This is a genomic window from Aquitalea denitrificans (assembly GCF_009856625.1).
In the GTDB taxonomy this organism is placed as follows: domain Bacteria; phylum Pseudomonadota; class Gammaproteobacteria; order Burkholderiales; family Chromobacteriaceae; genus Aquitalea; species Aquitalea denitrificans.
This window is the reverse complement of the sequence record NZ_CP047241.1, coordinates 2,920,344-2,939,071: the sequence shown is the minus strand read 5'-3', so window position 1 is coordinate 2,939,071 and position 18,728 is coordinate 2,920,344. Positions and strand designations below refer to the sequence as shown.

Annotated in this window: 19 protein-coding genes; 7 read left to right on the top strand and 12 right to left on the bottom strand. The window is 60.4% G+C overall.

Annotated features, from left to right (window positions below):
- Window positions 1-87 precede the first annotated feature (87 nt).
- The 3 genes from GSR16_RS13370 to GSR16_RS13360 all read left to right on the top strand — a co-directional run bounded on the left by GSR16_RS13370 (window position 88) and on the right by GSR16_RS13360 (window position 3,247).
- Window positions 88-825, top strand: a complete 738-nt coding sequence (locus GSR16_RS13370) for an IclR family transcriptional regulator (RefSeq protein ID WP_205677435.1) — start codon at window positions 88-90, stop codon at window positions 823-825.
- Between the two features lie 359 nt (window positions 826-1,184).
- The gene (locus tag GSR16_RS13365) at window positions 1,185-2,402 is read left to right on the top strand and encodes an MFS transporter (protein ID WP_159878148.1); all 1,218 of its coding nucleotides are present in this window, start codon (window positions 1,185-1,187) and stop codon (window positions 2,400-2,402) included.
- 62 nt (window positions 2,403-2,464) lie between these two features.
- The gene (locus tag GSR16_RS13360) at window positions 2,465-3,247 is read left to right on the top strand and encodes a CDP-diacylglycerol diphosphatase (RefSeq protein WP_159878146.1); all 783 of its coding nucleotides are present in this window, start codon (window positions 2,465-2,467) and stop codon (window positions 3,245-3,247) included.
- A gap of 33 nt (window positions 3,248-3,280) precedes the next feature.
- Here the strand turns inward: GSR16_RS13360 and GSR16_RS13355 are convergent, their stop codons facing one another.
- Window positions 3,281-4,486: an MFS transporter gene (locus GSR16_RS13355; protein WP_159878144.1), complete on the bottom strand. Its 1,206-nt coding sequence runs from the start codon at window positions 4,484-4,486 to the stop codon at window positions 3,281-3,283.
- A 123-nt stretch (window positions 4,487-4,609) separates the two neighbouring features.
- Between GSR16_RS13355 and GSR16_RS13350 the strand changes: the two genes are divergently transcribed.
- Both GSR16_RS13350 and GSR16_RS13345 read left to right on the top strand, forming a co-directional pair.
- Window positions 4,610-5,509: a LysR family transcriptional regulator gene (locus GSR16_RS13350; protein WP_159878142.1), complete on the top strand. Its 900-nt coding sequence runs from the start codon at window positions 4,610-4,612 to the stop codon at window positions 5,507-5,509.
- 40 nt (window positions 5,510-5,549) lie between these two features.
- Window positions 5,550-6,383 (top strand): DMT family transporter, encoded by an 834-nt coding sequence (locus GSR16_RS13345; RefSeq protein ID WP_159878140.1) that lies wholly within the window; start codon window positions 5,550-5,552, stop codon window positions 6,381-6,383.
- A gap of 165 nt (window positions 6,384-6,548) precedes the next feature.
- Here the strand turns inward: GSR16_RS13345 and GSR16_RS13340 are convergent, their stop codons facing one another.
- From GSR16_RS13340 to GSR16_RS13310, 7 genes are all read right to left on the bottom strand, one after another.
- Window positions 6,549-7,751, bottom strand: a complete 1,203-nt coding sequence (locus GSR16_RS13340; RefSeq protein WP_159878138.1) for an MFS transporter — start codon at window positions 7,749-7,751, stop codon at window positions 6,549-6,551.
- A 134-nt stretch (window positions 7,752-7,885) separates the two neighbouring features.
- Window positions 7,886-8,266 carry a hypothetical protein gene (locus GSR16_RS13335; protein ID WP_159878136.1) on the bottom strand — a complete coding sequence of 127 codons (381 nt, stop codon included), beginning with the start codon at window positions 8,264-8,266 and terminating at the stop codon, window positions 7,886-7,888.
- 192 nt (window positions 8,267-8,458) lie between these two features.
- Window positions 8,459-9,013, bottom strand: a complete 555-nt coding sequence (pagP, locus tag GSR16_RS13330) for a lipid IV(A) palmitoyltransferase PagP (protein ID WP_159878134.1) — start codon at window positions 9,011-9,013, stop codon at window positions 8,459-8,461.
- A gap of 115 nt (window positions 9,014-9,128) precedes the next feature.
- Complete coding sequence (locus GSR16_RS13325; protein ID WP_159878132.1) at window positions 9,129-9,494, bottom strand: hypothetical protein; 366 nt, start codon at window positions 9,492-9,494, stop codon at window positions 9,129-9,131.
- 135 nt (window positions 9,495-9,629) lie between these two features.
- Window positions 9,630-10,559 carry a CysB family HTH-type transcriptional regulator gene (locus GSR16_RS13320; RefSeq protein WP_159878130.1) on the bottom strand — a complete coding sequence of 310 codons (930 nt, stop codon included), beginning with the start codon at window positions 10,557-10,559 and terminating at the stop codon, window positions 9,630-9,632.
- Window positions 10,560-10,805: 246 nt separating this feature from the next.
- On the bottom strand, window positions 10,806-11,843 hold the full coding sequence (locus GSR16_RS13315) for a substrate-binding domain-containing protein (protein ID WP_159878128.1): 1,038 nt from the start codon (window positions 11,841-11,843) through the stop codon (window positions 10,806-10,808).
- A 211-nt stretch (window positions 11,844-12,054) separates the two neighbouring features.
- Window positions 12,055-13,236 carry an acetyl-CoA C-acyltransferase family protein gene (locus tag GSR16_RS13310; protein ID WP_159878126.1) on the bottom strand — a complete coding sequence of 394 codons (1,182 nt, stop codon included), beginning with the start codon at window positions 13,234-13,236 and terminating at the stop codon, window positions 12,055-12,057.
- Between the two features lie 227 nt (window positions 13,237-13,463).
- On the opposite strand from GSR16_RS13310, the gene GSR16_RS13305 reads away from it, so the two are divergent.
- The gene (locus tag GSR16_RS13305; protein ID WP_159878124.1) at window positions 13,464-13,754 is read left to right on the top strand and encodes a putative quinol monooxygenase; all 291 of its coding nucleotides are present in this window, start codon (window positions 13,464-13,466) and stop codon (window positions 13,752-13,754) included.
- A 46-nt stretch (window positions 13,755-13,800) separates the two neighbouring features.
- Here GSR16_RS13305 and GSR16_RS13300 read toward each other — a convergent pair whose 3' ends face one another.
- From GSR16_RS13300 to gntR, 4 genes are all read right to left on the bottom strand, one after another.
- On the bottom strand, window positions 13,801-14,304 hold the full coding sequence (locus GSR16_RS13300; RefSeq protein ID WP_159878107.1) for a DUF1269 domain-containing protein: 504 nt from the start codon (window positions 14,302-14,304) through the stop codon (window positions 13,801-13,803).
- A gap of 204 nt (window positions 14,305-14,508) precedes the next feature.
- Complete coding sequence (locus GSR16_RS13295; RefSeq protein WP_159878105.1) at window positions 14,509-15,834, bottom strand: MFS transporter; 1,326 nt, start codon at window positions 15,832-15,834, stop codon at window positions 14,509-14,511.
- A 32-nt stretch (window positions 15,835-15,866) separates the two neighbouring features.
- Window positions 15,867-16,382 carry a gluconokinase gene (locus GSR16_RS13290; protein ID WP_159878103.1) on the bottom strand — a complete coding sequence of 172 codons (516 nt, stop codon included), beginning with the start codon at window positions 16,380-16,382 and terminating at the stop codon, window positions 15,867-15,869.
- A 277-nt stretch (window positions 16,383-16,659) separates the two neighbouring features.
- Window positions 16,660-17,679, bottom strand: coding sequence for an HTH-type transcriptional regulator GntR (gene gntR / locus GSR16_RS13285; protein ID WP_159878101.1), 1,020 nt, complete (start codon window positions 17,677-17,679; stop codon window positions 16,660-16,662).
- A 188-nt stretch (window positions 17,680-17,867) separates the two neighbouring features.
- Here gntR and GSR16_RS13280 point away from each other — a divergent pair, with 188 nt between their 5' ends.
- Window positions 17,868-18,719, top strand: coding sequence for an endonuclease (locus tag GSR16_RS13280; protein ID WP_159878099.1), 852 nt, complete (start codon window positions 17,868-17,870; stop codon window positions 18,717-18,719).
- The last annotated feature ends 9 nt before the right edge of the window (window positions 18,720-18,728 follow it).

Here is an 18,728-nt window from a genome sequence, read left to right as displayed (position 1 = left end):
GCCATTCAGCTTTAGCTATTGTTATCAACCAGGCCCTGCGCTGGCTGTATCAGCCGACAGCGCAGGGCTTTGTCACAGGAACCCATCTTGCCTGCACGACCAACCGCCCCCGCTGTGGATGGCTCCATTGCCATTTTGCAGTTGCTGGTGAATGCCTCCTATCCGCTGACCCAGGCTGAGATCAGTGTGCAAACCGGCATTCCGGCCGCCAGCTGTTACCGTATTCTGGGCAGCCTGTTACAGGCCCAACTGGTGGTGATGGATCCGGGACGCAAGAAGTCCTATGCCATCGGTGCGAAGATTTTCCAGATGGCTTCCACCATTTATGGCCGGCAAAGCATCATTCCGTATTTCCACCCGATTGCCGAAATCCTCAAGAACGAAGTACACAAAACCGTGCTGCTGAGCATTCCGGTGGGTAATACCGCAGTGGTGGTGGCCAAGCTGGAGTCTGCACTAAGCCACCGTTTTCATTCCTACATCGGCCAGACCTTGCCATTACACCGTGCCGCCGCTGGCAAGGCCATGCTCAGTCTGCGCAGCAAGGATTATCTGCAAGCATATCTGGATGGCGAGTTCCTGCTTGCGCCGCCGGAGCTGCGTAAGCAGTTGGAACGTGCCCAGCGCCTGGGTTATGCCGTGACGCATGGGGAAATCGAGAGTGGGGTCAGTTGTCTGGCTGCACCAGTGGTCAATCTGAGCCATGAGCCGATTGCTGCCATCAGCATCTGTGTCGCCAGCGATGAACTCAGCGAACAGGCAAGTCGCAGTTACTCCAGCGCCTTGATTCAGGCTGCGCGACAGTTGGCAGCGCGCATAGGCTAAGCGATTGTCTGGCTTGGTCTTGCATTCCGCGCGGCGAGAGGATCCCCAACTGATGCAGCTTGCCATGCCGGATGCTATGCTCATCCGAGCTGCAGGTGATGACGTGCAGCGTTTTGTCGAATTGTCGAAAAACGTGCAGTTCAGCCGCTAGCCGCTTGATTGCTTGCGGTAGCTAGCAACATTGCAGACCGCCCACTTAAGCAGTGGGCGGTTTTCTGTTTGCTGCGGCATGAGGGCGGAATGGTGAACGCAGCAGCGTAGCTGTCGTTCGCTGTCGATAGCTGGCGATTTATGGCCAGTCAGGGCTGGGTTTGTCATGGATAATGACATCGTTTTGAAATGGTGTGGCAAGGGGTGGCATGGCAATGGAAGGCGTGATGGTGGTGGAGCGTAGCTGGCGCAGCATGTTGCGGGCGGTGGCCAGCCTGTTGCTGGCCTATGCCTTGCTGGTGGTGGGCAATGCGCTGGGCAGTACCGAAACCTCGCTCAGTCTGCTGGCCAATGGCGTGCCGGTGGCGGTGGCCGGCATGGTGCAGTCGGCCTACTATGCCGGTTTCTTTGCCGGTGGCTTTGTCTGTAGCGGCATGATCCGCCAGTACGGCCACCACCGTGCTTTTGCCGCCTTTACCGCCATGATCTGCGTGCTGACCCTGTGCCAGGCGCTGTTTACCTCTCCCTGGCTGTGGCTGCTGGCGCGGCTGGGCAATGGCCTGGCCATGGTGGGCATCTATATGGTGGTGGAAAGCTGGCTGAACGGTTGTGTCAGCAATAATCAGCGCGGCCAGCTGTTTTCCCTGTACCTGATCATCAGCTATCTGGGGGCCAGCGCCGGCCAGTGGCTGCTCAAGCTGCCGTTCACCCAGACCGGCTGGCCCTTCATCATCGTGGCCATGCTGTTTGCCCTGGCCATCATTCCGGTCACCCTGACCCAACAGAAGCCGCAGCAGTTGTCCGCGCCCAGTGCCGGCAGTGTGCTGGGCCGTGCCATGCGCACGCTGCGCCTGCTGGGGCGGCGCGCACCGCTCAGCCTAGTGGGGGCGGTGCTGGCCGGCTGTTTCAACAGTGCCTTTTACACCATGTTGCCTGCAATGCTCAGCCAGTTGGGCAAGTCGGCGGCGGATATTGCCGGTTTCATGGGCATGGCCTTGCTGGCTGCGCCCTTGCTGCAATGGCCGATGGGCAAGTGGGCTGACAGCAGTGATCGCGGCCAGTTGCTGGCCTACTCGGCGCTGGTGGTGGCCGGTCTGTCATCCTTACTGATTCTGCTGACCGGCACCAGTTGGATGCTGCCGCTGGTGATGGTGTATGTGGCGATTGCCTTTACCTTTTACGGTACGCTCAGCGGCATTGCCAACGATGCCATGCCACCGCGCCACCGGGTGGAAATCAGTGCATCCCTGCTGATGGTGTATGCGCTGGGTGGCACGCTGGGGCCGCTGCTGTGTTCGGCGGTGATGGCACAGCTGGGACCGTCCGGCTACTTTGTGGTGTCGCTGGCCTTGTCGGCGGTGCTGGGCCTGTACGCGCAGTGGACGGTAAAGCGCTGGCCGCTGCCCAGCCTGCTGCCGCCGCGCTGAGCGACGGTTTGTCACCTGCTTGATTGATCATGCGGTTTTTCCTCTGGCGAAAGCATCACTCCATGACGGTGAAAATCTTCCGCGCCAGTGTCGTGCTGGAGCTGCTTGGCTTGCTGGTGTCGTGGGCGGTGCATGCCGCCAATGCCGATGCCTTGTGGCAAATCGTGCATCAGCAATGTGTGCCGCATTGGCAGCAGGCGCAGGACCCGGCCCCGTGTGCCGCGCTGGACATGTCACAGGGAGAGCCGCAAGGGCATGCCATCCTCAAGGATATCCACGGCGTACTGCAATATCTGCTGATTCCCACTGCGCGGGTCAGTGGCATTGAAAGCCCGCTGCTATTGCAGGCGGATGCGCCAGACTACTGGGCTGCCGCCTGGCGGGCACGGCAGTGGATGGACAGGCTGCATGGCAGTGCGCTGCCACGGGAGGCAGTGGCGCTGACGGTGAACTCGCAATGGGGCCGCAGCCAGAACCAGCTGCACATTCATGTTTCCTGTGTCCGGCCAGAGCTGCCCGCGCGCTTGCAGCAGGCAGGCATTGGTGCGCACTGGCAGCCGCTGCCGGGTGACATCAACGGCCACGCCTATCTGGCGCGCGCGGTGCCGGGCGAAACGCTGGATGACGTGCAGCCTTTTCGCTTGCTGGCCGATGAGGTGGCCGGGGCCAGCGGGCAGATGGGTAGCTACACCCTGGCGGTGATTGCCACCCGTCTTGCCGACGGGCCGGGGTTCTGGCTGTTGGCCAGCAAGGCAGATTTGCTGGCCGGCAACTTTGCCTCTGCCGAAGGCGATGTGCAGGACCACGACTGTCAGGTGCTGCCTCCGCTGGCAGTTACCCAATAGGCGGTCGCTGTCTGCCTGCTTATCTGGACTGGCTCAATTGGGCTGACGCGGTCTGGCCAGCTCCCAGGCGATGACGCCGGTCAGACTGCAGGCTGCCCCCACCATCACGACGCCATTCCAGCCCCAATGACTGTATGCCCAGGCCGAGGCCAGTGATCCGGCAGCGCCACCGATGAAATAGCTGGTCATATAGGCCGAGGTCAGCCGGTTACGCGCTTCCGGGCGGATACGGTAGATCGCCCCCTGATTGCTGACATGACTGCCGGCCACGCCCAGATCCAGCAACAGAATGCCCAATAGCAGAGCAGTCACCGAGTGTGGAGCCAGCGCCAATGGCAGCCAGGCCAGCAGCATTAGCGCCAGACAGAACCGGGTGGCCAGCGCGCCATGCCCCTTGTCGCTGAGCCGGCCCACCACATTGGCCGCCAGAGCCCCGGCAGCCCCGGCCAGGCCGAACAGGCCGATGGTGCTGTTGGAAAAGCCGAAGGGCGGTGCGGCCAGCAAAAAGCCCAGCGAGGTCCACATCACACTGAAGGTGGCAAAGGCCATCGCACCCAGCAGTCCGCGCAAGCGCAAGCTGGGCTCTTCCACCAGCAGCCGCAGCACCGATTGCAGCAGCCTGGCATAGGGCAGCCCGGTGCCGGCATGGCTGGGCGGCAACTGGCGTGCCAACACCAGCGTCATCAGCAGCATGGCTGCCGCACCGCACCAGTAGACGGTGTGCCAGCCACCCAGGTCGGCCAGCAGGCCAGCCACGGTACGGGCCAGCAGAATGCCGGTGAGCAGGCCGCTCATGATGGTACCGACCACGCGCCCGCGTTCAGCCTCTGCTGCCAGGCTGGCACCCAGCGGCAGCAGGATTTGCGCCACCACCGAACACAGCCCAGCCAACGCCGTTCCCAGCAGCAACTGGCTGAAGCTGCCCGCGGTGGCGCTGATGACCAGCCCGGTAGTGGCCAGCAGCATCATCAGGATGATTAGCCGTCGTTTTTCCAGCATGTCGCCCAGCGGGACAATCAGCAGCAGCCCGAATGCATAGCCCAGCTGGGCGGTGGTGACGATGCCGCCTGCATTGGCGGCGGAGATGCCCAGTCCGTGAGTGATTTCCGGTAGCAGCGGCTGAGCGTAATAATTGCCGGCCACGGCCAGGCCGGTGGCCACGGTCATCAGCCACATCAGTAGCGGGCTGAGACCTGGAGACGTGTTTGCCCGGAGGGGCAGGGTGTGGGTGTTATTCATGTGCGGGCTTTCGGTGGGGGAATTTGCCAGTGCTTTATTGAATTACCGCAAAGTATCTACTGGTCTAAAGAATGACTCCAATGTATTGTTTTCATGTTTTTGATCGTAAAACGAGATGATTGGATGAATCTGCGCCAGATCGATTACGTGCTGGCGGTGGCCGAAGAAGAAAACTTCACCCGTGCCGCCGAGCGCTGTCATACCGTGCAATCCGCCCTCAGCCACCAGATCGCACGGCTGGAGCAGGAGTTTGGCACCCGCCTGTTCGAGCGCACCTCGCGCCAGGTCACGCTGACCCCGGCTGGGCATACCTTTGTCAACCACGCCCGCCAGGTGCGCGAAGCTGCGCAGCGGCTGGAGGACGAGATGGCCGCCGCTACCGGTGAAATCCGCGGCAGTCTGCGCATTGGTTGCATTTCCACCCTCAGCCGGCTGGATTTACCCGGCTTGCTGGCTGAATACCATCGGCGTTATCCGCAGGTGGATGTACAGCTGGCCATGCGCATGAGTGATGTGATGATGGAAGAGTTGCGTCTGCAGCAGATAGACGTGGCTTTTCTTGGTGTATGGCCGGGCGAGCCGGTACTGGGGCTGGATGCACGCCTGCTGTGGGAGGAGCCGTTGCTGGCCTTGCTGCATCCGAGTCATCCACTGGCGGGGTTGCGCCAGCTGGACTTGTCGCAGCTAGCACAGTGCACGCTGGTGGACTGGCCGGCAGGCACTGGCCCGCGCCAGCAAACCGACATGGCATTTACCGCCCAGGGCATCCGCCGCCGGGTGGCGTTCGAAGTGAATCACGCCGACATGCTGGTCAGCCTGGTTGGCAGTGGCTGCGCGGTGGGCATGGTGCCGGCATTGGGTGCCGGACAGCATGCCGGATTGACTACGCTGCCGGTGGTGAACGGACCACGCCGTCGTGTCTATCTGGCCTGTCACGATAGTCCAACGCCAGCGGCAGCGGCCTTTTTGGCGCTAGTGGAGCACTTTTTGCAGCCGGTACACGATGAGGGGCAGGCATGCTAGGGTATGGCTTCTGTTTTCCCGAGCTGCAGGATTGCTGCCGGTGAGTGCCAGTCTGTTTGCCCTGCTCTTGCTGGGTGCCGCCCTGCATGCCAGCTGGAATGCCATGATCAAGGCGGCGTCCTCGGCCTGGTTTGGCACCGTACTGGTAGCTGGTTTTGCCAGCCTGCTGGCCATGTGCGCCTTACCGTGGCTGCCAGCTCCTGCTGTGGCCAGCTGGCCGTATATTGCGACTTCGGTAGTCTTGCAGGTGCTGTATCTGTGGCTGATTGCCCGCAGCTACCGCGTGGCCGACATGGGCTTGGTCTACCCGCTGATGCGGGGAACGGCTCCCTTGCTGGTGGCGTTGTGCAATGCGGCAGTATTTGGTGAGTCGTTGGGATGGATGGCTGTTGCTGGAATTGCGGTGTTGTGCACCGGTATTCTGAGCATGGCTTGCTCGATGCAGCGTGGGCCGCGTCACGGCGTGCTGCCGGCCTTGCTCAATGCCGTGGTTATTGCTGCATATACCCTGGTGGATGGCCTGGGCGTGCGTTTGTCTGCCGCGCCGGCCAGTTACACCTTATGGATTTTCCTGCTGTGTGGCTTGCCACTACCCATCTGGGCCTGGCTGCGCCAGCCGGCGGCATTGCGTGCGGCGCTGCGACGCGATTGGTGGCGTGGCCTGTTGGGTGGCGTGGGAACCATTGCGTCCTACGGTATCGCCTTGTGGGCAATGTTGCATGCCCCGGTGGCGGTGGTGGCTGCGCTGCGCGAGACTTCCATCCTGTTTGCCATTCTGCTGGCGCGTCTGTTACTGGGCGAGCACCCCGGACGGCGACGCGTGCTGGCTGGGTTGGTGATGGCTGCAGGGGTCATGCTGTTGCGGCTGGCCTGACAACAGCCATGACTGCGGCTGATTACCGGCATGCCGCTTGAGCAGTTGGTGCTTACTTCACCCCCGGCGGCATGATGTGTGCCCGGAGCAGCCTGCTGACAGGCTGTCGTATCAGTTACGCGTCGGGGAGCAAGACTGGTAAAAAGCCGGCGGCTTGGCAAGGGCTCAGCGTATGAGCATGCCCCTGGCCGCGCGATCACGCTTTGGCCACTGGCAGGACAGCAGAAACAGCAATCCGATACCCCACAGGACGACAACCATCCAGCCCGAGCCGGCATATTGCATCACCAGCCCGGTGGCAGCCGGTCCCAGGCTGCTGGATGCATTCCAGCTTAGTGAAATCAGGCCGGAAATGCGCAGCAGCGCTGCGCCGCTGAATTGCTCGCCACTGGCTACCATCGACAGGGTGTAGATGGCACCGGCACACCCCCCCAGCACGAACAGATAGCCTTCCCACAGGCCAGGCACATGCATTATCAGCGGCATCAGCGGGAGCAACAGGCAGACCAGCATGCCGCACAGCATGTGCACGCGGCGACGGCCAAAGTGGTCGGCCAGCCAGCCGATGCCAAACTGCAAGGCGGCATCGCCAGCCAGCAGGATGGATGCCGACGCCAGCGCTCGGCTCTGGCTCATGCCCGCCTCCATGGCGACCAGCGGCAGAAAGCTGAGCATGATGGTATCGAATGAGGCAAAGAAGGCAGTCCCCAGCAGAATGGCAGGTGCGGTACGGATGATTCCCAGCCAGCTGGTGCTGTTAGCCTTGTCTGGTGTGCCGGTATGGGCAGGGTCGTGCGGGTGGGCTGCGTTGCCGGACTGTTCCGGCCGGGCCAGCATAATGCCTGGCAGCCCCAGCAGAAACATCCCGCCGCACCACAGAAAAGCCTGATCGGGCCAGCGTGCCAGCAGGTCGGTGAGCAATGGCCCCAGTACCTGGCAGGCGGTAAAACAGGTGGAGTAGACGGCCACAATGCGGCCACGGGCATGGTCGCCGGCCAGGGTATTGATCCAGCTTTCCCCCAGTACAAACAGCGGTGCCATGGCAGCACCAAACAGGAAGCGTGCCAGCATCCAGCCCGGAATACTGTACAGGTATTGCAATGGCAACACCGAAGCGCAGGCCAGCAGCAGGCAGCCCAGCATCACGTTGCGTCGCCCCAGTCGCAGCGCCAGCGCCGGGGCCGCCATGGTGGCCAGTACGCCGCCCACTGCACCGGCAGCAACCGTCCAGCCAATCACTTCCGGGCTGAAGCCGCGGGTGGTCAGGGTAAGAGCGGTAAGCGGCATAGTGCTGCCCAACCCCAGTCCCAGCAGGGCGACGCTGAATATGACGGCGGTGAAATCACGCCATGCGCTGCGTGGCAGCATGAAAGGCTCCGGTCCGGGTGGGAGTGACAGCCTAGCACAAGGGCATGTTGCTTTGGCACGCCGCATGGGCGGCATGGACGTAACAAGGCCGGGCATAGCCCGGCCTTGTTACGTCTGCAGAGTGTTTTGGTGGCTCAGTGAGGGATTGCTTCTGAATCCGGATGCCGTGGCTGCAAGGGCTGGGCCAGAACCATGCCGTCATAGTGCTGGCATACCGCCGGAATGCTGTCGCCGTTGAAGAAAATGGTGGTTTTGTGGCCCACCTTCTTGCCAATGCAGGCCTTGACTGCAGCCAAGGGCGGCTCGTGTGGCGGTGGCATGAAGCGGTCGTGCTCGTCTGCGCCGTGCGGACCGTGCTTGGCGCAATGTTCGCCAGCCGGTGCCGAGGTGTCGTGGCGCTCGGCATGGCAGCGGTGTGCTGGCGGGGTATCGCTAGGGGCAGAGGTGTCTGCGGCGTAAATGTGATTGCTTAGCAGCAGGGCCAGCGCGGCGCCGGCAAAGAGTGTGTGTCGCATGATCATTCTGCATTGATGATGAACAATGCGCCTACCTTAATCAGCGGCGTATTGCGTCACAAGCAGGCTGCGTCAGGCTTTACATGGCTTTGAGTGAAGTGAAGTCATTTAGCCCCGTTTAACATGCTTTACATGAAGCGGGGCATGGGGCCGGCAGGTGCAGCTGCACAGGGTGCCCAGCCCGGTAGCCACTCAGAAATTATAGTGGGCAAAAGTGAACAACACATTGCCATTGCCCTTGCCGCCGGGAATGTAGGTGCTGTTGATGGTGAACTTGCCATAGCTTATGCCCACCAGTGGCAGTACACCCGGGAAGGGGAAGGAGTGCAGGGTATCGGTACGCGAAGTGATGAAGGCGGTGTAGCCGATTTCTGCACGCCATTCACCGGCACGGGCAAAGGGATGGGTATAGGCATAACCGACGATGGGCTCCACTTCCTTGTGGGAATCCAGAAATGCCATGGCATACAGTGCATGCCAGTTGTCGTTGTCATCGCGCAGGCTGCGGCCCAGACCGAAGCCCCATGGATTTTCGTTAAATTCGGCAATCTTCTCTTTGGTGTAGGCCCAGCGCATGTGGTAGGTGTTCAGCGGCAGGTAGGCATCCAGCGTGCCGTCATCCCAAACATGCTGTACCTCGTTACGGGCGCTTTCCCATAGCGAGTCGGCATGCGCGGGGATGGAAAAACTACAGGACAGCACGGTGCCAAGGGCAAGTGCAGTGGTCAGGCGAGTGTGTGAAAACATTAAAATCAACTAGCGGTGTGCTGCAAGCCAGGACCGCAGCACGGTTTGAAAAAAAGTGGTGGCTGCGGATGTTACCCGTCCTGGCCAGCAGGTCAAGCCTGCACGGCAGACCATATCAATGGCCTGGAAGTTCCCGCAACTTGCGCTCGGCGCTGCGCATGTTGCGGCTCAGCTGCATCAGGCCCAAGGCCGCGCTGGGGGAGTGGGCATGCAGGCGCTGGGCCGCGGCTTCCAGCAGGGCGACTGCCTTGTACCATTCGCCAAATTCCAGATAAAGGCAGGCCCGCTCGTACAGATTCATGCTGTCTTCGCTGCGCAGCGACAGTTTGACCGGCACGGTGCCATGTATGGTGTTGAGTCTTTGCTGGCACAGAGACTGCACGTCGGGAAGAAACTGCTGGCACAGTTTGCCAGCGCTGGCTGGATCCAGTGCCGGGAGTACTTTGCGGCGGGAAATAAGGCGGGCAATCAGCTTGAGCATGAAACATCAGTCCTTGCCGGTGCGATGACCGGGCATTCTGCAATTCAGCCTGCAGAATACCCGTCTGACACGTCAACTTGCGGCAAGAAACATCAATTCCTGTAATGCCCTGGTGCGGCCTGCCAACGGGCCGAATCAGTCCTGCAGGGCCGGGCTGAGCGCACTGCGTACCGTGCTTTCATCCAGGGCCGCCGAGCATAGTTCGATAAACCGGTAGGCATAGCTGCGCAGATAGTGGCCACGACGGATGGCGATGCGGGTGGTTTGCTGGCCGAACAGCGGCTCTCCTGCAACCACCGCCACCGCCTGGTCGCGTTGCGGGTCCACCGCCATGGAAGCCACAATGCCCACCGCCAGTTCCAGTTCGACGTAAGTCTTGATCACATCGGCATCCAGTGCCGACATCACGATATCCGGTACCAGCCCGGCACGGGCAAAGGCGCGGTCGATCTGGGCCCGCCCGGTAAAACCTTGGTGATAGGTGACAATGGGGTATTCGGCCAGGGTTTCCAGTGACAGCTGCTGCTGGTGTAGCGGGTGATGTGGCGGGGCTATCACGCTGTGATACCAGCCGTAGTAGGGAAATGACACCAGTTCTGCGACTTCGGCCACGGCTTCGGTGGCAATGCCGATATCCGCATCGCCAGACTGCAGCAGGCGTACCAGCTCTTCCGGGCTGGCCTGATGCAGTACCAGGTGCACCTTGGGATAGGCTTTCTTGAACGCGGTAACCACCTGCGGCAGTGCGTAGCGGGCCTGGGTGTGGGTGGTGGCAATGGTGAGCTGGCCTTCATCACGCTGGCTGAATTGCTCGGCCAGACGCTTGATGTTGCCGGCATCCAGCAGCATGCGCTCCACAATGATCAGCAATTCCTTGCCTGGGTCGGTCAGGCCGAGAAAGCGCTTGCCCTTGCGCACGAACAGCTCGACCCCCAGTTCATCTTCCAGATCCTTGATGTGTTTGCTGACCCCGGATTGCGAGGTGTACAGCGCATTGGCGACTTCGGTCAGGTTGAAGTTTTGCCGGACGGTTTCACGAATGATACGCAGTTGCTGAAAGTTCATGCGATTCCCCTCGCGGTGGTCTGCTCATGCAGGGATGGCGGAGGGGTCACACGGTATGTTTGGGCTGCCATGATGCAATCCTGATTTTATATAACTTAAATCAGAATATTTCTGTTTTTTATATAACAAAAATAATATTTACTTGTTTGTATATGCATTCTTGATATCAGCGGTCATGAGGGCGAGCGGGGATCGATTCGGGCAATCATGGCGGCCTGGAATGAAATCGTGCTTGCTGCGACCGTGTCAGTGCAGCTGCCAGATGGCTCGGTAGGCTTGCTGATAAGGCAGGGCAGCGTCTATTTCCTGTTGTCCCAGCTGCTGTAGCAGCTCGCGGGTGATCAGGATGGGTTTGCTCACATAGCCGCTGGGCCTGGCATTGGCAAAGGCACGATTCATTTCATCGGCCAGCTGCCAGCCTTGTACGCCCAGGGGTTCGGCCACGGTGGCCATTTGCTGGGACAAGCCGGCACGGATGCGGTTGATTGCCTTACTGGAGCCGTCACCCGCTGAGACATTGCGGATGTCGGTGCGCCCGGCATGCAGCAAGGGGTAGTTCATTTCGTCGAAATAAACGTCGTTGATGGCCAGGGTATGGGTCCATTGCCGACCATAGCGCTGGTTTAGCTGACGCACTGTGGCTTCCATGCGCTGGTCGGCCCGGTTGATTGGAATGTTCTGGACGGCAAGCAGCTTGCAGCCGCTGCAGTGTTCAATCAGTTCCTGCATGTAGCGGGTCTTGCTATTGGCAATGTCGAAGCGCTCGTCATTGAAAATGACAACGCCAGCCTTACCAGCGCTTTGCTGGATGACATGGTTGGCGGCGCGGCGGGCTACTTCTTGCGGGTCGGTACTGACATTGAAAAACAGACCCGGCACCACGCCAGGCCGGGACGCTGCATGCCAGCCCAGCAGCACGATGTGCTCACGTTGGGCTGCAGCTACTTCCTCTGCCAGCTCGCTTGCTTCAAAACCGCCCAGGATGATGCCGTTGCTGCGGCTGGCAATCGCGCTGGCAAATGCCTTGTGCAGCAGTACATCGCTGCCCTGTGCATCCAGCATCTGAATCTGCCAGCCCAGTACACGGGCTGCACTGGCAAAGGCGCGATAACTACCACCGATACCACCATTGCGCAGATCCTGGGCGATGAAGGTCACCAGATAATGGCCGGGCTGACGCGCTGGGCCATCTCTTGGTCCATCCCAGTTTTGTGCTGCAGGCGCAGCCTGTCCCTGAGTGACAAACAGGAGCAGCAACAGCAGCAGTGCTTTGCGTATTGCCATGGCTACCTTCCGGTATGAGGTCTGTCATGAGCTTGACGGGCGCGTGGCCTATACCGGCTATGGTTTGATTATGCCGGGATAATTATCTGATTTTATATGGAAAGAAAGCAGATTACGGCAGAGATTGCAGCCTAGCTTGCGCTAGCGCAGACGGCACAATGAAAAACCGCCCGGCTGGCGGGCGGTGCAGGCTGATATCTGGTCGGGAGAATCAGAGCCGTTCGAAAATGACGGCAATACCCTGGCCACCGCCAATACACATGGTAGCCAGTGCATAACGTCCATTGATGCGCTGCAACTCGTATAGCGCCTTGGTGGCAATCACACCGCCGCTGGCACCCACCGGGTGACCAAGTGCGATGGCCCCACCGTTGGTGTTGCAGCGTGCCGGATCCAGCCCCAGCCCCTTGCACACTGCCAGCGATTGCGCAGCAAAGGCTTCGTTGGATTCGATTACGTCCATCTGCTCCAGACTCAGGCCGGCGCGTTGCAGCGCGGCGCGGGTGGCCGGAATCGGGCCTTCGCCCATGATGTGATTGGGAACGCCGCATACCGCATAAGACACAATGCGCGCCATCGGATGGTGACCGGCTGCTGCTGCAGCATCGGCACTGGCCAGTACCAGGAAGGCGGCACCGTCATTGATGCCGGAGGCGTTGCCGGCGGTAACCGAGCCATCCTTTTTGAAGGCCGGTTTCATCTTGGCCAGTGAGTCCGGTGTGGTGGCGCGAGGGTGTTCGTCGGTATCGAATACCACCTCGCCCTTGCGGGTCTGGCTGACGATGGGGACGATTTGCGAGGCAAAGCGACCATCGGCAATTGCCGCCGCGGCACGCTGTTGCGAGACAAGGGCGAACTGATCTTGTTCTTCACGTGTCAGCTGCCATTTTTCCACCAGGTTTTCTGCGGTAATGCCCATGTGGCCGACACCGAAGGGATCAGTGAGCGCCGCGGTCATCATGTCCAGCGCCTTCACGTCGCCCATGCGTGCACCGCTGCGTAGCTGTGGTAGCAGGTAACCGCCACGGGACATGACTTCTACCCCGCCGCCGATGGCATAGTCGCAGTCACCCAGCATGATGGCCTGGGCGCTGGAGACAACAGCCTGCAGGCCGGAGCCGCACAGGCGGTTGACTGCCATGGCAACCGACTCCATCGGCAGGCCAGCGGCAATGGAGGCCAGCCGGGCGACGTAGGCGTAGCGGCTTTCGGTAGGGATGCAGTTACCTACCGTGACATGGTGGATCAGGCTGGCATCCACACCCGAGCGGGCAACGGCTTCCTTCATCACCAAGCCACCAAGGTCGGCGGGCTCTAGGTGGCTCAGTGCGCCGCCAAATGCGCCAATAGCCGAGCGCACTGCGCTCAGGACCACGATATCGCGTTGTTTCATCGTCAGTTTCTCCCGTATTGTTCTGCTGATGCGGTGCATCAAATGGTCACAATACCAGCCTCTGCGGCGACATGCCAGCAAGCGGTTGCTAGGTTTTGCGCTGTAGTCAGAGCCATGTTTTGTGATCGGTTTCGGGTGCAATTTCCATCAACAACGCAGTACTGCCAGTGTGCAGTCAAGTAAAATGCTGCTTTCAGTTCCATCGACTATCGCCAGAAGGAGTGATCATGAGCGTCTTCATCTTTGCCACGCTGCAATGCAAACCCGAAACCGTGGCTGCCGTACGTGATGCCATGCGCGGCATGCAGCGCGATAGTCTGGCCGAGCCCGGCTGCCAGCTGTATCAGGTGCTGCAGGAAGAGGAGAATGCAGTGATGCTGCATGTGTTCGAACGCTATCAGGACATGGCTGCCGTTGAGGCGCATCGTGCTTCGCAGCACTACCAGGCCTATCGCAACTGGGTGGCAGACAAGCTGGCAGCGCCCGTACAGGTAAAACTGCTGCAGGCGCTGGATTGAACATCAGGCCGCTGCCGAGGGTGTTGCCCGGCAACGGCCTTGGCGATCAGCTTGTTTTCCAGGCGTCGGCATTGCTCAGAATGGTCTGGGCTTTGTCATGCTCGGCGGCTGAACCATGCACTAGCAGAACATATTTGTCTGCCTTGAGTGCAGATTCATATTCCACTGCGTCTTCCTTCCTGACACCAAGCTTGCTCAACGCCGCGGCTAGTGCGGAAATTCCACCCACGACAACGGCCCCCTCCACGGCACTGACCAGTGTGGTGACAATGGGCCCGGCCATGGCCACCAGACCGACACCTGGCAGCAGAAAGACTGCCGGAGCAAACAGCAGGCCCCACAAGCCGCCCCAGAATGCACCAACTCCACCCCAGGTTTTGATTTTTTCACCCGTGGTGTAGAAACCTACCGGGTGTTCTTCGCTGTGATAACCCTTGCCAATAATGGACAGCTGCTTGATGTCGAAACCGGCGCGATCCAGGATGCGGATGGCCTGTTCGGCTTCGGCGTGGGTGTTGTAGATGAAAACGGTAGTTTGATGTTGTTCCATGATGACTCCTTGTTCAGGCTGCGTGTGGCGGGAGTGATTGACTGATCTGGTGGCTGGAATCAGCCCGGTTGAAAGGTCAGTGCCGGCACGATGTTTGCAGCCTGCTGGCTTTAAGGAAACTGGCTGCAGAAGCAGGCGGTGACGCCTTGACAGCAAAACGACCCGGCAGGCGGGTCGTTGGCAACACACAATATAGCCGGGCTGTCAGCCTTGCTGTCTTGCTTGGCAGACCGTTTTGGTGGCGGGCTCGGGAATGGCTTCGATACGCCCCAGCAGGAAGACAAAGGCGATCACACCGATGATCAGCATCACCCCGGCTACCAGAAAGGCATTGGTAAACGAGTGGGTGCTGCCAACGATGTAACCGGTGACGATAGGAGCGATGGCTCCCATCATGTTATTGGCAAAATTCATGATGCCACCCACGGTACCGGTGCCACCGCGCGGGGCAATCAAGGAGGGGAGCGACCAGCCAACCGGCGCGGCAGCCGCCAGGCCGCTCAGTGCGATGGTGATCCAGATGATGGCTATGTTCGGGTCCGTAGTGCTTGTTGTGCCGAATACTGCCAGCCCCAGCAGCATGCCACCCAGCAGCACGCCCTTGCGGACACGGGTTTCGTCATGGCCGCGGGCAATCAGGTGGTCGATCAGCCAGCCACCCACCAGCAGATCCGACAGGGTGGCGAATATCCAGGGAATGGCCGCATAGCTGGCCGACTTCAGGATGCTCATGTGCATGGTCTGCACCAGATAGCCGGGCAGCCAGGTCAAAAACAGATAGAACACATAGCCATAGGCGGCAAAGCCAATGGACAAGCCCCACACCTTGCGCTGCTGTAGCAGGTATCCCAGCATGGCCAGCGAACCGGTCTGGCCCATGCCTTCCACTGCGGCACCACCGTCCACGATGTAGCGGTATTCGCTGTCAGACAGTTTGCTGTCCTGGCTGGGGTCCCGATAAATCAGGGTAAAGGCCACGAAGTAAGCCAGGCTGAGCAGGGCGGTGAGGCCAAAACCCCAGCGCCAGCCCAGGTGCACCACGGTAAGGGCTACCAGCGGCACGCCGATGACATTGGAAAACTTGGCCGCGGCATCGAAAATGGCGGTGGCCATGGCGCGCTCGCGGCGCGGAAACCAATAGCCGGTGGCCTTGGCGCTGACGGGAAATCCAGGTGCCTCGGCTACCCCAAGCAGGGCGCGCGCTGCAAAAATGCCGCCAAAGCCGCCGGCACAGGCGGTCAGGGTGGATGCCACACCCCACAGTAATGCTCCCCAGCGCCCCACTCGGGTTACACCGAAGCGGTCCAGAATCAGCCCGGTCGGAATCTGCAGCAGGGCATAGGTCCAGAAAAACGCGCTGAACAACAGCCCAAGATCACTGCTGGAGAGATGAAATTCCTGTTGTAGCTGCGGTGCCGCCACCGACAGGCTGATGCGATCGAAATAATTGACCAGCACACCGATGCCCAGCAGTCCTCCGATGCGCCAGCGCCGTTGCGTGTGATTGCGCTGTTTGTTTTGAGTAGTCACCTGAATTCTCCTCTGTCGGGATGTTGTTGTGTTTAGGACGTGCGTTGTGAAATGTGTTGCAGCACCTGTTGCAGTAAGTCGGGCAAGGGCTGGCTGATATCCAGCGTGATGACGTTTTCGCTAGCGGGGTGTGGTGCTTCCAGATCAGCAAACTGACTGTCCAGCAGTGATGTCGGCATGAAATGCGCGCTGCGCGCCGCCATCCGTCCGGCAATCAGCGGTTTGCTGCCAGCCAGGTGCACAAACAGCAGCTGTGAGTCGCCACGGCGCAAGGTGTCGCGGTAACGCTGCTTGAGTGCTGAGCAGGCCAGTACCACGCTCTGTCCTTGTGCCTTGCCACGGGCTAGCTGATTGGCCAGTACGGTCAACCAGCCGGCACGGTCGGCATCGGTGAGGGGAGTGCCGGCAGCCATGCGTGCAATGTTTTCCGGCGGATGGAAGCTGTCACCTTCGATGTAGACGGAAGACAGGGCCGCCGCCAAGGCCTGGCCAAGGCTGCTTTTGCCGCAGCCGGCCACACCCATGACGACAATATTGGGAATATTCATGTTAGCGCTAACAGAAAGGGATAAATAAAACTGCCTCATGGCAAGTGTGCGGATGTTAGCGCTAACAGATATGGTTGAGCAAAGGGTTTTGTTGCTGCAAGGCAGCAAACGACAGCGGGAATACGGCAGGAAAGCGCAGAGCGGTGCAGCTTGGCGCAGTCGTGAAAGGTGTTGCTGATTTTAATGATTACAGATCAATGGCTTGAGTATTTTTTCAGAAGGTGGGCAGGCCGCTGCGGTAAGGCCGGTTGTGGTATTCGCGGCATGATGCTGGCGCTCAGGTACTACTGCGCTGCTGAAGCTGAAAGCCCAGATCAAGCCGGCCATGGCTAAGTGGCTGGCCTTCTATCTGTTGCAGCAACATGCGCGCAGCTGCCTGGCCGATTTCGAAACGCGGGGTGGCAATGCTGCTGAGTGGCGGGGTTGTCCAGGCGGCGGCTTGCAGGTCGTTGAAGCCGCCAATGGCCAGTTGCGCCGGCAGGGCAATGCCGCGCTGCTGGCAACGGGCGATGGCACCGATGGCCAGGTCGTCATTGCAGCAGAACACGGCATCGCAATCGGGGTGAGCGGCCAGCAGGGCATCCAGCATGTCGGCACCCATTTGCATGCTGGATGGTGCCGGGTTCAGCCATTCCAGTGCCGGATCATGGCAGCCGGCCTGCTGCAAGGCCAGCCGGTAGCCGGCCAGCCGCTTCATCACCCGCTCGTCCAGTTGGGCTCCCATGAAGGCGATGCGGCACTTGCCGCGCGCCAGCAGGTGCTGCGTCATGCAGGTGCCGGCCGCTTCCTGCGAAAACCCCACGCAGGGCCGGCCATCCTCGCTCAAATCCATCATGTACACCGCCGGCAGGGACTGACGCTCCACAATCTGGCGGAAGGCTTCATGCTGAGTCAGCCCGGTCACCAGCAGGCCATCCGGACTGTGCTGCAGATAGGCGCGCAGCAAGGCCAGTTCTTCGTCGCTGCTGTAATGGGTGTTGCCAATCAGCATCTGGTAGCCGGCTGCCTGCAGCACCGCCTCGATGCCGGCCAGCGCATCAATGAACACGGTATTGCTCAGCGACGGAATCAGCACCAGCACGGTGCGGGAGCGGGCCGATGCCAGCTGGCGGGCCGAGCGGTTAGGCACATAGCCCAGTTGTTCCACCACCTGCATGATTTTGTCCCGCAGGGCCGGGGAGACTCTGTCCGGCGTATTGAGTGCGCGGGATACCGTAATGGCGCTGACACCTGCGGCCTGGCCGACATCGTGCATGGTAATTCCGGAGCCGGCGCGCAGGCGGGGTTTTCTCGACATGCTGAACCTGATCTGCTGTAAGAATGCTGGCGACATTGCCGTGGCCGGATTGTAACGCAGCTGGCGCTTTTGCTGCGGACTGGCTGCAGCTCTGCATGGTTTGAAAATGCCGATACTGCGGTTATAGTGCCCCTCCCTAAAGTACAGGAGGTGGCAAGACCTGCATCTGGTCTTGCCGCAAGACAGAAATGAGAAAGATGGTATGTGCCTTGTTGCTGCTGGCCATGGCGGGTTGCGACAAGGATGGTGGTGTCAGGCTGCCGCGTGAGGTCAAGATGCTGGCTCAGTTGGGCGAGACGGTGGTACGACAACTGGGGGGTGATGCTGGTCATGCTACAGCGAGAGAGGGCCAGAGTGACAAGGTCGCGCTGTCTGCACTGGTCGGTGGTGACAAGGCAGTAGGGCATCGTGATTTCAATGGTGCCAAGCGTGTTTTGCCCAGAGTGTTTGCCGGCATGCAGGAGGATTTCTACTGTGGCTGTGCTTATCAGGGCAAGGCGGTGGACTGGCTATCTTGTGGCTATGTGCCGCGCAAGAATCCGGAGCGGGCCAAGCGCATAGAATGGGAGCATGTTGTACCGGCCTGGGTACTTGGTCACCAGCGCCAGTGCTGGCAGCATGGCGGCCGCAAGAACTGCACCAGTAGCGATGCAGTGTTCCGTCAGGCGGAGGGGGATCTGAACAATCTGGTGCCTGCAGTGGGCGAAGTGAATGCGGACCGCAGCAATCTTTCCTATGGTGCCTGGGCACAACAGCCGGCCCGGATCTACGGCCAGTGTGGCACGGTGGTGGATTTTGCTGGCAAGCGGGTACAGCCGCGTGCAGAGGTACGTGGCCGCGCTGCACGCATCACGCTTTACATGCACCAGCGCTACGGGCTGAACATGAGCCGGCAGGACCGGCAGCTGATGTGCGCCTGGGCCCGTCAATATCCGGTAGATGGCTGGGAAACCCGCCGCAATGGCCGGGTAATCAGCTTGCAGGGTGAGGGGAATTATCTGGTCAGCCAGCCGGAGAAGCTGGCTGAAGTCTGTCAGTAAGACGGCAAG

Coding starts and splice junctions, on each gene's coding strand:
- GSR16_RS13365 (WP_159878148.1), top strand. CDS start 1,185: ATGGCAATGGAAGGCGTGATGGTGGTGGAGCGTAGCTGGCGCAGCATG.
- GSR16_RS13360 (WP_159878146.1), top strand. CDS start 2,465: ATGACGGTGAAAATCTTCCGCGCCAGTGTCGTGCTGGAGCTGCTTGGC.
- GSR16_RS13355 (WP_159878144.1), bottom strand. CDS start 4,486: ATGAATAACACCCACACCCTGCCCCTCCGGGCAAACACGTCTCCAGGT.
- GSR16_RS13350 (WP_159878142.1), top strand. CDS start 4,610: ATGAATCTGCGCCAGATCGATTACGTGCTGGCGGTGGCCGAAGAAGAA.
- GSR16_RS13340 (WP_159878138.1), bottom strand. CDS start 7,751: ATGCTGCCACGCAGCGCATGGCGTGATTTCACCGCCGTCATATTCAGC.
- GSR16_RS13335 (WP_159878136.1), bottom strand. CDS start 8,266: ATGCGACACACACTCTTTGCCGGCGCCGCGCTGGCCCTGCTGCTAAGC.
- pagP (WP_159878134.1), bottom strand. CDS start 9,013: ATGTTTTCACACACTCGCCTGACCACTGCACTTGCCCTTGGCACCGTG.
- GSR16_RS13325 (WP_159878132.1), bottom strand. CDS start 9,494: ATGCTCAAGCTGATTGCCCGCCTTATTTCCCGCCGCAAAGTACTCCCG.
- GSR16_RS13320 (WP_159878130.1), bottom strand. CDS start 10,559: ATGAACTTTCAGCAACTGCGTATCATTCGTGAAACCGTCCGGCAAAAC.
- GSR16_RS13315 (WP_159878128.1), bottom strand. CDS start 11,843: ATGGCAATACGCAAAGCACTGCTGCTGTTGCTGCTCCTGTTTGTCACT.
- GSR16_RS13310 (WP_159878126.1), bottom strand. CDS start 13,236: ATGAAACAACGCGATATCGTGGTCCTGAGCGCAGTGCGCTCGGCTATT.
- GSR16_RS13305 (WP_159878124.1), top strand. CDS start 13,464: ATGAGCGTCTTCATCTTTGCCACGCTGCAATGCAAACCCGAAACCGTG.
- GSR16_RS13300 (WP_159878107.1), bottom strand. CDS start 14,304: ATGGAACAACATCAAACTACCGTTTTCATCTACAACACCCACGCCGAA.
- GSR16_RS13290 (WP_159878103.1), bottom strand. CDS start 16,382: ATGAATATTCCCAATATTGTCGTCATGGGTGTGGCCGGCTGCGGCAAA.
- gntR (WP_159878101.1), bottom strand. CDS start 17,679: ATGTCGAGAAAACCCCGCCTGCGCGCCGGCTCCGGAATTACCATGCAC.
- GSR16_RS13280 (WP_159878099.1), top strand. CDS start 17,868: ATGAGAAAGATGGTATGTGCCTTGTTGCTGCTGGCCATGGCGGGTTGC.